Source organism: Maribacter vaceletii (assembly GCF_003634105.1).
GTDB lineage: Bacteria > Bacteroidota > Bacteroidia > Flavobacteriales > Flavobacteriaceae > Maribacter_B > Maribacter_B vaceletii.
In genome coordinates, this window is the sequence record NZ_RBIQ01000008.1 from 490,349 (window position 1) to 503,733 (window position 13,385).

Here is a 13,385-nt window from a genome sequence, read left to right on the forward strand (position 1 = left end):
TATATAATAATTGAAAATTGAACTACATTATATTTTACTAGTACTTACTTTATTTTCTGTAAATCTAAATAGTACTTTTTATTCCAAGCAATTGGTTCTTTCTTATCTTTAAACCAGACACTGAATTCCTTGCTTAATTTTTTAACGATTCCTTTTTGCTCGTGAGCAACATTTTTAGATTCTGTTGGATCCTTTTCTAAATTGTAAAGTTGGGGCTCTCCTAATTCTGTTATTTGTACTAATTTCCACTTACCGCTTCTTACTGTCCAAGCAGCTGGGGCATCATCTTTTCGGTAAGGCAAATCTTTTTCCTTTTTTTTATGTGCTCCGCCAGATCTAGGTACATGCGAGCCTGCCCAAAAAAGAGATTTATGCAATGGGGCTTTATTTTTAGCACTAAATAAGGTTAATATATTTTCTCCATCAAGAGTAATGTCTTTGGGTTTTTCAATATTCGCAGCTGCTAAGCTTGTCGTCAATATATCTAACGAATAAACCATATCCTTACAAACTTCTCCTTTGGGTATTTTTCCTGGCCATTTCATTAAAAATTGCACATGACAGCCACCTTCCCATTGTTCTCTTTTAAAACCTTTCCAAGGTGCATTACTTCCTTTCCACCAAGCCGGTAAACCACCATTATCACTTAAAAAATAGACTAGTGTATTTTCTTCTAGTCCGTTTTCTTTTAAAGTTTTTAACACTCTACCTACACCTTCATCTAACGCATCTACCATTGCCATTTGTGTAGCTACCTTTTTAGGAAAGCCTTTTGCCGTATATTTCGCGATATAATCCTTAGGAGCTTGGTTTGGACCATGTACGGCATTATAAGCCAAATACATAAAGAAAGGCTCCTTTTCCTCTTTACCTTTTTCTATAAAATCTATAGCCTCATCTGTAAACTGAAAAGTGAGATATTTGTGTTTTTTCACTTTTGTTTTTCCATCGAAAAGTATGGGGGAGTTAAAGTAATCTGTTTGTGCACTATTAAACCCGTAATACTTGTCAAAACCTCTATCTATTGGATGTTGTCCAGGTTGTTTTACTCCAATATGCCATTTTCCTATAGCAGCTGTTCTATAACCAGCTTCTTTAAAATAAGTACCCATCACTTTTTCAGATGCTGGTACTCCAGGTCCCCTTTGCGTATCGAAATTGGCATAAATACCAAAACGTTGTTGGTATCTTCCTGTTAGTAAGCCTGAACGAGAAGGTCCACAAACAGATGCCGTAACATAACCATCTGTAAATGTTACCCCTTCTTTAGCAATACTATCTATGTTTGGCGTTGATAATTTACTTTTACCATTGGTATAAACTCCTGTAGTTGCATAACCTAAATCATCTGCCAAGATTACCAATATGTTTGGTTTTTTGTCTTGACTAAAAGCCTTAGTGCCAAAGAAACTAATTATCAAAAAAAATATAATGCTTAATTTTTTCATTGTATCGTATTTATATACCTACAAAAGTCCTAAACACTCTTTATTTTTTTATTCTTATATGATTTAAATTTAATATCAAATGGCTTATTTTTTTTAGGAAATAATTTTATTCTAATGTTTTATAAAAACAAAAAATCCCTGCTTCTTCCTAGAAACAAGGACTTTAAAAATTTTAATAACAGGACTATAGTTTGTCTTTACCTATGTAATTTATTATAAACTTTTTAAAACAAATACTATTTGTAATTGTAGGTTGGAAAAATATATTAATCCCAATATTCGTTAACTACCTTCTCTATCTGCGGATATTTAGAATCGTCTTCTTTTACTTCTTTTCTTAATTCTTTAAGTCTTGTTTTTAAGCCTTTAATAATAGTTGCATATTTTTCCTCTCCATATCTATTATCCATCTCTTCCGGATCCTTTTTAAGATCATAAAATTCCCAAGCCACAGGAGTAACAAAATCGGACATAGATGCTGGGTTATGAGCCCATTCTCTAGCCTCATTATTTCTTACTTTATAATCTCTACCATAATAAAAAATAAGTTTATAGTCTTTGGTTCTTATACCAAAGTGAGCCGGATTGTTATGCTTATGTGCCATATGCATCCAGTAACGGTAATAAGTATCTTGTTTCCAACCTTCAGGCTCCTTTTGGGTTTCCAAAATAGATTTAAAACTTGACCCTTGCATGTAGTCTGGTACCTTACCTCCTGCCATATCAATCATAGTAGGAGCAAAATCGGTATTATTAATCATAGCATCTGTACGAGAACCTGCTTTTATTTTTTTAGGATATCGCACTAAAAAAGGCATACGTTGAGATTCCTCATACATCCATCTTTTATCAATATAATCATGCTCCCCGAGCATAAAGCCTTGGTCGCCTGTATAGATAATAATAGTATTATCCATAATCCCTTCAGCTTCTAGATAGTCGAAAATACGTTTCACATTATCATCTACCCCTTTTACACATCGTAAATACCGCTTAAGATACTCTTGGTACGCCATTCTTTTATACTCAGGATCAGGAATATTAGGGTCTATCCCCATATGCATTCCCATGTTTCGGATTACATTTCTATGACCAATAGATGACCCTATTGTATCCATCAACTTATTATTTTCTCCTCTTGTTGCAATAGAACCGTTGTTACCATTATACCACATATTAGCTGGTTCAGGAATTTCTACATCTTCTAAATAGTCTTTGTACCGAGGTGCATATTCAAAAAAATCATGTGGTGCCTTAAATTGATGCATCAATAAAAATGGCTTTGACTTATCTCGTTTGTTTTTAAGCCATTCTAAAGAAATATCTGTAATAACATCTGATGAATGCCCGTCATACGTTGTAGCATTCACTTCGCGAACCAAGTCTTCTTCAAAACGAATTTCTTTCTTTTCTCCACCCTCGTTACTATAAAGCGTGGGGTTATGATAATCCCCTTGACCGGGAAGGACATTATAATAATCAAAAGATTCTGGCGCATGTTTTAAATGCCATTTACCAACCATTGCTGTTTCATAGCCTTGTTTTTTAATCTCTAGTGGTAAATATTGATTTTTAGGATCCAACTTACCATTTAAATCTACTACTCCATTAACCTGGCCAAACTGTCCTGTCATAATACTAGCTCTAGATGGCGTACAAATAGAATTAGTACAAAAAGCGTTCTCTAACAAAACACCTTCTTTAGCTATACGATCAATCGTAGGTGTTGGGTTTAAACCTGCCAACCTACTACCATATGCACCAATTGCCTGGGTAGTATGATCATCAGACATAATATATAGGATGTTTGGCTTATCTTTTTGGCAATACGAAAACGTTACAGAAGCGAATAGAAAATAGGCCAATGAAATCTTAATTTTTTTCTGTCTCAAGGGTATCAATTTTAGTTAAACTTATAATATAAAATTTTTAAAAAGCTGCCAAATCATAATATAAAAAATGACAGCTTTTTATCATACAACTAACTTCAATGCAATAATTTTAATTATCTACTAAAGGATTAGAATCTACTTCTGACAATGGAATTGGAAACAAAATTTTATCATCAGATGCGTTTGTTTTTCCTCTAGAAATAGCGTCAGAAATAAGTCTTCCTTGACGTACTAAATCTTTACGCCTAAGACCTTCCGTTACAAATTCCCATCCACGTTCCTCTAACATAGCATCTATAAAATCGTCTAAATTTGCAAAATCTGCTAAAGTATAGGTGGGTACTTGTGCTCTTAACCTAACTTCATTAAGTAAATCTACTGCTGGTTGTGTTGGTGCATTTGCAATCATTGCTAATGCCTCTGAGCGCATTAATAATACATCTGCGTACCTCATAAAAACACAATCATTAGGATAAAATTGGTCATCTACTAAAGAAGGATCTTCGGAAGGGGTGTATTTAAATGCTCTTGGGTGAAATCTATTACCAGGATTAGGACCATTCATAAGATCCACATAATTACCCGCTTTATCTATATATTCATAGCAAATCCATCCATTAGTAGCCGGACCAAATTCTCCTCTTGGATCCCAAGGAAGTGCTCTTTGGTCATTAGGATGATAGGATGCAACAAAATCTCTTTGCAATTGTAATTGTGCTCCCCAGTTTCTAAAATTGGTTTGATACCCTGGAGGATAATTATGTGCCGGTATTGCATTTTTAGACAAAAGTGTTTCGTTTTCAAAAACAAAAATTAACTCGCTATTTCCTTCATTTTCATGAGAGAACATCGTAGTTACATCTGTCAACAAACTATAATTACCATCTAAAATTACATCTTCTAAAACATCTGCTGCGGCTTGCCATTGTCTAGTGTTTAGTAAAAAACGACCTAACATAGCTTGTGCTGCTCCTTTAGTAGCTTTACCATTTGCATTTTGCGTTTCTGGTAAAGCAGCAATAGCAGAACGATATTCTGTTTCTATGAAAGTACGTATTTCCTCATCAGAAGCTTTTGGATATTCAAAACTTAAATCTAATGTACTTGTAACTAATGGTACAGGCCCCCAAAGGTCATATAACTCTGAATAATTCCAAGCTCTAAGAAAAGTAGCTTCTGCTTTAAAAGCAGCAATTTTTTCGACAGGTATTGTACTTACACCATCTATATAATCTAATAAGGAATTACAGTTACGAATTGCTTCGTAAATTTCATTCCAGGTAGTAGTTAAATCTGCATTTCCTGGATCTACTGTATATTCTTCAAAAGGTACTACTCTACCACGATACCCACCACCTGCTTCTACCTCATCATCACAAGGGTAGGCAGCAAATGTATGCCAACGCTCCCTTATTACTGGACTAGTTGCACCGTAGGCAGAAACAAGAATTGCTTCTATCCCTTCTTCTGTAGCAACAAATTCATCGGCATCAAATTCTGTAAAAACTTTCTCTTCTAGGAAATCATTACATGATACTCCCAAAAAGAGAAATACGCATAATCCTAATTTATATATTGTATTCTTCATGATTTTAAAAAATTTTTCGTTATTAATTAAAGTGTAAATCTCGCGCCAATACGTACTGTTTTAGCAAGCGGATAATCACCAAATGTTCCTCTCTGCGATCTAGCAGAGCTACTTTGACTCCCTGCAGAATTTGCATCAGGGTCAAAACCATCAAAATCTGAGAATGTGAAAAAGTTTTCTAAAGACACATAGAAATTTGCCGATTGTAAACCAAGTGCCTTCATTGGAAAATCATATCCTAATGTTATATTCTTTATTCTGACAAACGATGCATCTTGTATGGTCCACTTATTAACTTTACGACCATCTTGATAATTACCTGGTTCTACCATAGATGGATATTGCGCATTTATATTCTCTGGTGTCCACCTATTTAAGTAATATTCAGACAGCTTATTACGGTCTGGATCAATTGGATAAAAAGACTCTGCTATTAAATTATTAAAAGCCTCTATGCCCTGTACGCCTAAAACGTAAACATCTAAGGTTAAATTTTTATACTTGAACCTATTATTTAAACCAAAAGTATAATCTGCAAAAGGTTTTCCTAGAACTACCCTATCACTTGGATCTATCTTATCATCCCCGTTAACATCTCTTACAATAGGGTATCCTAATCCTGCACGAGCACTACCGTCTGTAAATATTGCATTTGCAGCATCTACTTGTTCTTGTGTACTATAAATACCATCTATTTGGTATCCATAAAAAGCAGCCATTGGTTCTCCTTCTTTAACTACCCAAAAATCTCCTGCAAAGGCATAACCTCCACCACCAGTAACTTCACCACCAACAAAATCTGGCACCTCCGTTACTTCATTATCTAAAGTTGAAAATGTTAGATCTGATTCCCATGAGAAATTATCATTAGTTATATTTTTACTACTTAAAGAAATATCAAAACCTTTGTTTCTTACATTTCCAAAGTTTTCTCTAAAACTGCTAAATCCTGTAGAAGTTGGTACTGGTCTTTGAAAAAGTTGGTCCGATGTGTTTCTTACATAATACTCTATACTTCCTGATAGCTTATAATCTAATAAAGCAAAATCTAGACCTAAGTTTATTTCTTTTGTAGTTTCCCAAAGAAGGTTATTATTTGGAATTCTACTAGGAATAGCTCCCGTAAGAACTTGCCCTCCTAAAACTGCATTAGCCCCAGGAATAAATGTTGAAATAGTTTCAAAATTGTTAATAGCTTGGTTTCCTATTTCTCCATACCCAATTCTTAATTTTAGATTATCAAACAGTTCTTGCTTTTCCATAAAAGGTTCGGAGCCAATTTGCCAACCTAAAGAGGCAGATGGAAATACTGCTGTCTTATTTTTCTCTGAAAACTTACTGGTGCCATCTGCTCTAAAAGATGCTGTTAACAAGTACTTGTCTTTATAAGCATATGTAGCTCTTCCTAAATAGGAACGCAAAGTAGGCTCAAACCTCTCTGTTTCTGTAGCGTATCTTTCTGGGTTAGCAGCTCCAAAGAAATCGGATCCATTAACATCAGACAAAAACCCTTCTGCAGTTGCTTCTACTTCTCTATTGATAAATTTTTCATAGGTTACCCCTCCTAGTACTTTAAAATTATGATTACCTACTTCTTTTTCATAAGAAAGAAGGTACTCTGCAATACCATAAGAATTATCATTATTTCTTACCAACCCTAATCCTTTAGCACCAATACCAGCTTGGGTCCATCTATTCTCATAAGAATCAAATTTAGTACCGCTTATTCTACCACCAAGATTAAGGTTCATTTTAAACCCATCAAATATCTCATATTCAATTTTAGCATTACCTATAATTTCATTCCTCTCTCTATTTTGGTCAAAACCTTGCATTATTGCTTCTGGGTTTTCTACCTGAATAAAAGGGTTTAATTTATACCTTCCTTGGGCATCTAATTGCGCATCTAAAGTTGGATCAAATAATAAAGCTGCAGCTACAGAACCAGATATGCTATTGGTTCCTAAAGGCATTAAATCTGTAAGTGTTCTATTGGCATTTAAATTAAAGTTAATTTTTAATTTATCTGTAGGCGTTACATTTACATTTATTCGAGCGTTGTATCTATTTTCTCCTGTGTTTCTAAGCACCCCTTTTGCATCATAATAATTTAAAGACGCATAATAGGTTGCTTTTTCGTTACCACCTGAAAGAGAAAGTTGGTGATTTTGCATTACACCACCTCTTAAAATTTGATCTTGCCAATTAAAGCCATTACCAATTGATGCTATTTGCTCATCGGTATATAATGGAGTGTAAGCTGGGTCTGTAGCATTTGCTGGATCCGACTCAAAGTCTAATGCGTTTAGAGTTTCCATATATTGCTCCCCATTAAGCATATCTATCCGTTTTGCTGCGTTTTGAATACCAACATAGGTATTATAGGAAACTTTAAGGCCGCTTCTGCTACCCTGTTTTGTTGTAATTAAAACTACCCCGTTAGCTGCTCTAGAACCATAAATTGCAGATGCAGATGCATCTTTTAGTATTTGAATAGATTCTATATCATCTGGGCTTAAAGCATCTACATTACCGTTTGGCAACCCATCTACAACTACTAGAACACCGTTACCGCCATTTACTGAGTTTAGTCCACGAACTTTAATTTCTACCGCTCCGCCTGGTGCACTACTAGATTGACTAATTTGAACTCCTGAGGCTTTTCCTTGTAAAAGCTGAAAAGCATTAGTATTAGCTCCTTTTGCAAAGTCTTTAGCGGTAACCTGTACAACAGAACCCGTAACGTCTTTTACTCTTTGAGAACCATACCCTACAACTACAACTTCGTCTAATGCTGCTGCATCTTCTGCCATTGCAACCTTAATTGTTGTTTGGTTTGCAACTACAACTTCTTGGGTAACATACCCAATATAAGAAATTACAAGGGTTGGTTTTTCTCTGGAAGGTGTTATAGAAAAGTTTCCATCAAAATCGGCCTGTGTACCATTACTTGTTCCCTTTTCAAGAATATTTGCTCCAGGTAGTGGAATACCATCTGCATCTACAATTACTCCCGAAATACTGGCCTGAATATTGGAAGTAACATTTTCTACAGCATTTGTAGTAGCAATAGGTAAGTTATTTTTTTCTGTTAAATAAATACGTTTCCTTATAATATTATACTTTGTTTTTGTTGTACTAAACACTTGATTTAAAATAGTATTTATAGGTTCCTTATTGGCTGCTATAGATATGGTCCTATTTAAATCTATATCTGCTAATTTATATACGAAACGAAATTTAGTGCTGCTTTCTACTTCATCTAAAAATTGACTTACAGATACATCATTTAAATTAAGTGTAACTTTTGTCTCTTGTGAGTAGGTGTCATTTGCTTGCAGTGCAATGAATGATACAAAAAATAATAGGAGACTAAGTTTCATTTTAAGATCAAATTTTAATAACGGATAAAACCGCCCTTTTGGTTTAGAAGGTTGTTTTTTCATACTTTTGTAATGTTAAAAATTGTGGTTATTCTTTTTTGAGTTTAATCACATCATAACCGATCGGGAAATGTTGCACCATTTTCCGATTTTTTATTATGATATGTTTTTGTGTTAGTTACGTTACTTTACATAGGCAGTTAATTTATTTTAAGTTAATTAATTAAGTATTATAATATTCCCATCTATTTCATAATCTAAATGATAGGTTATTTTTAATTCATCTAAAACTTCTTTAATAGGCGGCTTACTTCCAAAGCTTGCATTAAATTTTTCATTAGACAGGCTTTTATTTTTATTTATAATCTTAACATCATATTGCCTTTCCAATTTTTTAAGAATATTATCAAAAATCATATTTCTAAAAACAAGTTCCCCTTTCATCCAAGAAGTGTAAATATCTGTAATAACTGCATTGCTTTTTATATCTTTATTTTGCTTACTAAAACTTGCCTTGTAACCAGGAACTAAGCGTTTATCTATTTCTCCTTCTTTAGTTTCATTAGTATAAAGACCAACAGAACCTTCTACCAAAACAACTTCGGTTACATTATCTTCTGGATACGCATTTACATTAAATACGGTTCCAAAAACTTTAACATTAAGATTATCTGCATTTACTATAAAAGGATGTTTTTTATCTTCGCTAACATCTAAAAGTGCCTCTCCTGTTACATAGACTAAGCGTTCTTTACCTTTTATAAATTTTACTGGGTATTTTAAAGAGGAACCCGCATTTAAATACACTTTTGTGCCATCAGACAACAACAACTCAAAAGTTCTGCCATAAGGAATAGTCAAGGTATTATATACTAATTTTTCTGTTTTAGTTTCTACATCAGAATATACTAGTTGGTTTTTATTTTGCCTGCCAACTACACTCCCTGAAGCATTAAAAAGAGGCGTGTTATTTTCTTCGTCTAAAACTTTTATAGTGCCATCTTCTAATTCTAAAGTAATAACATCTTTAGGAGATAACTCTACACTATCACTTTTTTGAGTGGCATATTTACTACCAAAAAACAGTATACCTAATACTATTATTGCTACGGAGGCTACTTTCCATAATTTTGTGGTTGATCTTGATGACCCATCTATATTTTTATTAATATCTGACCAAATAGTTTCTTTTAAATTATTTTTTGATTCTTCATCTTTAAAATTATTTTCATTTTTATGTATCCTATATTCTTCTTCAAAATTTTCTAAAGCTATCTCTTCTTGCTCTGTTAATGAGCCATTTATAGACTTCTCTAAAAGCTTTCTAAATTCTTTTTCTTTCATAATAATAAGTATACATTAGTAAGACTCTTTTAGGGGGTCTTTTTCCCACAAAAAAATTGTATTTAACATTTTTTTAACATTTAATAAATTTGTAAAATAAATTAATATGTCATAAAAAATAACACATATAGTTGTTGAATTGAAAAATAATGTAGAGTGATTTTACGAAAAAATAAAAATCAAAAGGATAGTTATATTACTTCTTATGGATTTTACAGCAACTGAAATTTGATTTTCAACAGATTTTTTAGAAATACCAAGTTCCATCGCAATTTCTTCATTAGAATAGTGTTTAAATCTACTTAACTCAAAAATTTGCTTACAGCGTTTTGGTAAACTATTCATAGCTTGTTTAATAGTACTTAAAGTCTCTTCTAAATCGTGCTGCTTTTTAGAAGCCGACTCTGAAATTATATATGATTTTTCAATAAAATCTAAACGCACAGAAGAAAACTTCTTATCCCTGAGGTATTTGTAACAATTGTTTCTTACTGATGTATGAATATAAGCTTCAAAATTTCGTATTTCTATAGCCTCTCTTTTTTGCCATAATTTTATCCAAATTTCTTGAACAATATCTTTAGCTATAGTTTCATTTTCTACAATAGAAATAGCTTTAACATACATAACCTCCCAATACAGCTCATAAAGCTTACGAAAAGCTCTTTTATTGCTTTTTCTAAACTCTAGTACTAATAAATTGCTAGATAGGTTGGTTTTTGTTGGCATTCAGGTATTTGGTTTCGGTAGAATAAAACTACACTAAAATTATTAAATATTCAAAAATATGTTAATTAACAAAGGATAAATATAAATTTTAAAACGAAATAGTAACAAATAAACAATAAACAAAACTTTTTTTCCAAAAAAGAAAGTACTAATCTGTTTTTTTTCTACACTCCTCATACTTTATCTTTATACACAAATAAAATATATGGAAATTGTAGTTTTAGATGGATATACACTTAACCCTGGTGATTTAAGTTGGGATAGCATGAAAAAATTAGGGAATGTAACGGTTCATGGTCGTACTCCTACAGACCCAGAAACTGTTTTAAAAACTATTGGTAATGCCTCTATAATTTTCACTAATAAAACCCCTATACCAAAAGAGGTTATTGATAATGCTCCCAGTCTAAAATATATTGGTGTTTTAGCTACTGGTTATAATGTAGTAGATATTACTGCTGCAATAAACAAAGGTATTACTGTTACTAATGTACCTGCATATAGCACTACTTCTGTAGCACAAATGACAATGGCTTTATTATTAGAAATGTGCCATAATACTGGTTTACATTCTAACGCTGTACATGATGGAGAATGGACAAAAAATGGAAACTTTAGTTTTTGGAAAACTCCTTTGATTGAACTTGCTGGAAAGACTTTTGGCATCATTGGTTTTGGTGCTATTGGGCAAGCTACTGCAAAATTAGCACAAGCTTTTGGCATGCAAATTATTACCTATAGTAGAACAAAAAAACCAGTATTAGAAACTGCTAATTGTAAATTTGTCTCTTTAGATGTTTTATTAGAAGAGTCAGATTTTATAAGTCTTCACTGCCCTTTGCTTCCAGAAACAGAAGGCATTATTAATACCAAAAACATTTCTAAAATGAAAGATGGTGTTAAGATTATTAATACTTCTCGCGGACAACTAGTAAATGAAGAAGATTTAAAAATTGCATTGCAAAATGGTAATGTTTCTGGTGCTGCATTAGATGTTATTTCGGAAGAACCAATGCTTAGTACAAATCCTCTTTTAGAAGTTAAAAATTGTATAATTACACCACATATAGCATGGGCTCCTAAAGAATCTAGAGCGCGTTTATTACAAACTGCTACACATAATTTAGAAGCCTATTTAAATAACAAACCTATAAATGTGATTAAAGGTTAAGTTTTACATACTATTTTTTACGTAATTCAAAAATATCTTTTCTACGGTCTTTTAAGTTACGAACTGCGCCAAATTGATTTAATTCTCTAAGTAAATCTATATCTACATCTGCAATTAAAATCATTTCGGTATTCGGGGTAGCTTCTGCTTTAATACCATTGGTAGGAAAAGAAAAATCGCAAGGTGTAAATACCATAGATTGCGCAAACTGTATATCCATATTCTGCACATTAGGCAAGTTACCAACGCTACCAGCAATTGCTACATAACACTCATTTTCTATAGCTCTAGCACGTGCGCAATTTCGCACTCTTGAATAGCCATTTTGGGTATCGGTTAAAAAAGGAACAAACAAAATATCCATACCTTCATCTGCCAGCAATCTACTTAGTTCTGGAAATTCCGAATCGTAACAAATAAGCACTCCTATTTTACCACAATCGGTATCCAAAGCTTTTAATTGCGTACCTCCTTGCATTCCCCATACTTTAGCTTCGTCTGGGGTTACATGCAATTTCTCATACCGCTCCATACTACCATCTCTTCTACATAAATACCCAACATTATACAATCTGCCATCTATAACCTGCGGCATACTTCCTGTTATAATATTTATGTTATACGAAATAGAAAACTCCGAAAATTTTTGCACAATAGCATCAGTATGTTTTGCTAATTCTCTAATAGCATCTGGTGTAGACAAATGGTTATCTTTTGCCATTAAAGGAGCATTAAAAAACTCTGGGAAAAGTGCAAAATCTGAACGATAACCAGAAACTGCATCTATAAAATATTCTGCCTGTTCTAGTAAAGCTTCTAAATTTTTGTACGGACGCATTTGCCACTGAATTAACCCAAGGCGAATAACTTTCTTCTTTGTTTCTGCTTTTTTTGATGGCTTTTGATAGTAAATATTATCCCACTCCATAAGAATAGCAAAATCTTTAGATGCTTTATCGCCTTCTAAATAACCACGCATTACTTTTGCAGGATGAAAATCATTACTGATTTGAAAATTTAATACAGGATCTGCAATTTCTTTTCTTTTAACTTTAGCTATATATTCTTTAGCCGTTAATTCTCCAGAATGTTTATGAAAATTTGGCATTCTACCACCAAAAACAATACTTTTAAGGTTTAGTTTTTCGCATAATTCTTTACGATAATCATATAATCTACGTCCTAAACGAAGCCCTCTGAATTGAGGTTTTATAAAAACCTCAATTCCATATAGTATATCTCCCTCATTATCATGTGTGTTAAAAGAATAGTTTCCTGTAATTTGCTCATAGGTATGTTCCTCATTAAACCTATCATAGTCTACTATAATAGATAAAGCAACACCTGCCAATTGACCGTTAATTTTTATAACAACCTGCCCTTCTGGAAACTTAGTTATTAAAGACTCTATATGTTCTTCTTTCCAATATGCACCAGGCATACTAGAATACACAGAAATCATTGCACTTTTAAGCTCCTGATAATCATTTAAATCTAGGAACTTAAGCTCTATATTAGTTATATCTTCTATTTTCATGATAGGTCTGGTTCTGGAACTGCAGCAGGATCGTCGTCATCAAAATCTTCGTAATCTTCCTCATCATAATTCTCCATAGTATACTCTAGCTTTTCACTAATTTTCACCAAATACTTAGTATCAACAGTTAAAACTTCTACCGCCTCTATACGTTCCCCATGAGAGTTTCTAAAGGAAATAATATCGTTATCATCATACCCATCTGGGTAACGGTCTACCAAAAGCTTTAATACTTCTGGTGTTAGTTTTTTAAAGTCTACGATAACTCGGTTTAAATGTGCGTTCTTATCCAT

The 13,385-nt window shown here is 33.0% G+C and carries 9 protein-coding genes; 1 reads left to right on the plus strand and 8 read right to left on the minus strand.

What is annotated here, in order from left to right:
• Nucleotides 1–44 precede the first annotated feature (44 nt).
• From CLV91_RS09745 to CLV91_RS09770, 6 genes are all read right to left on the minus strand, one after another.
• The gene (locus CLV91_RS09745; RefSeq protein ID WP_121067118.1) at nucleotides 45–1,448 is read right to left on the minus strand and encodes a sulfatase family protein; all 1,404 of its coding nucleotides are present in this window, start codon (nucleotides 1,446–1,448) and stop codon (nucleotides 45–47) included.
• A gap of 266 nt (nucleotides 1,449–1,714) precedes the next feature.
• Nucleotides 1,715–3,340, minus strand: a complete 1,626-nt coding sequence (locus tag CLV91_RS09750; RefSeq protein WP_121067121.1) for a sulfatase family protein — start codon at nucleotides 3,338–3,340, stop codon at nucleotides 1,715–1,717.
• A 109-nt stretch (nucleotides 3,341–3,449) separates the two neighbouring features.
• Complete coding sequence (locus CLV91_RS09755) at nucleotides 3,450–4,928, minus strand: RagB/SusD family nutrient uptake outer membrane protein (protein WP_121067124.1); 1,479 nt, start codon at nucleotides 4,926–4,928, stop codon at nucleotides 3,450–3,452.
• Nucleotides 4,929–4,954: 26 nt separating this feature from the next.
• Complete coding sequence (locus CLV91_RS09760) at nucleotides 4,955–8,374, minus strand: SusC/RagA family TonB-linked outer membrane protein (protein ID WP_121067127.1); 3,420 nt, start codon at nucleotides 8,372–8,374, stop codon at nucleotides 4,955–4,957.
• A 156-nt stretch (nucleotides 8,375–8,530) separates the two neighbouring features.
• Nucleotides 8,531–9,655: a FecR family protein gene (locus CLV91_RS09765; protein ID WP_121067129.1), complete on the minus strand. Its 1,125-nt coding sequence runs from the start codon at nucleotides 9,653–9,655 to the stop codon at nucleotides 8,531–8,533.
• A 162-nt stretch (nucleotides 9,656–9,817) separates the two neighbouring features.
• Nucleotides 9,818–10,384 (minus strand): RNA polymerase sigma-70 factor, encoded by a 567-nt coding sequence (locus CLV91_RS09770; protein WP_121067132.1) that lies wholly within the window; start codon nucleotides 10,382–10,384, stop codon nucleotides 9,818–9,820.
• 205 nt (nucleotides 10,385–10,589) lie between these two features.
• On the opposite strand from CLV91_RS09770, the gene CLV91_RS09775 reads away from it, so the two are divergent.
• Nucleotides 10,590–11,555 (plus strand): D-2-hydroxyacid dehydrogenase, encoded by a 966-nt coding sequence (locus CLV91_RS09775; protein WP_121067135.1) that lies wholly within the window; start codon nucleotides 10,590–10,592, stop codon nucleotides 11,553–11,555.
• Nucleotides 11,556–11,565: 10 nt separating this feature from the next.
• Here CLV91_RS09775 and CLV91_RS09780 read toward each other — a convergent pair whose 3' ends face one another.
• Together CLV91_RS09780 and CLV91_RS09785 are read right to left on the minus strand one after the other, a co-directional pair.
• Nucleotides 11,566–13,092 carry a carbon-nitrogen hydrolase family protein gene (locus CLV91_RS09780; RefSeq protein ID WP_121067137.1) on the minus strand — a complete coding sequence of 509 codons (1,527 nt, stop codon included), beginning with the start codon at nucleotides 13,090–13,092 and terminating at the stop codon, nucleotides 11,566–11,568.
• Nucleotides 13,089–13,385: a hypothetical protein gene (locus tag CLV91_RS09785; RefSeq protein ID WP_121067140.1), complete on the minus strand. Its 297-nt coding sequence runs from the start codon at nucleotides 13,383–13,385 to the stop codon at nucleotides 13,089–13,091. Before CLV91_RS09785 ends, CLV91_RS09780 begins: the two co-directional genes overlap by 4 nt.

Excerpts from the sequence above, each read along its gene's own strand:
- CLV91_RS09745 (WP_121067118.1), bottom strand. The coding sequence starts at position 1,448 with ATGAAAAAATTAAGCATTATATTTTTTTTGATAATTAGTTTCTTTGGC.
- CLV91_RS09755 (WP_121067124.1), bottom strand. The coding sequence starts at position 4,928 with ATGAAGAATACAATATATAAATTAGGATTATGCGTATTTCTCTTTTTG.
- CLV91_RS09760 (WP_121067127.1), bottom strand. The coding sequence starts at position 8,374 with ATGAAAAAACAACCTTCTAAACCAAAAGGGCGGTTTTATCCGTTATTA.
- CLV91_RS09765 (WP_121067129.1), bottom strand. The coding sequence starts at position 9,655 with ATGAAAGAAAAAGAATTTAGAAAGCTTTTAGAGAAGTCTATAAATGGC.
- CLV91_RS09770 (WP_121067132.1), bottom strand. The coding sequence starts at position 10,384 with ATGCCAACAAAAACCAACCTATCTAGCAATTTATTAGTACTAGAGTTT.
- CLV91_RS09775 (WP_121067135.1), top strand. The coding sequence starts at position 10,590 with ATGGAAATTGTAGTTTTAGATGGATATACACTTAACCCTGGTGATTTA.
- CLV91_RS09780 (WP_121067137.1), bottom strand. The coding sequence starts at position 13,092 with ATGAAAATAGAAGATATAACTAATATAGAGCTTAAGTTCCTAGATTTA.
- CLV91_RS09785 (WP_121067140.1), bottom strand. The coding sequence starts at position 13,385 with ATGGATAAGAACGCACATTTAAACCGAGTTATCGTAGACTTTAAAAAA.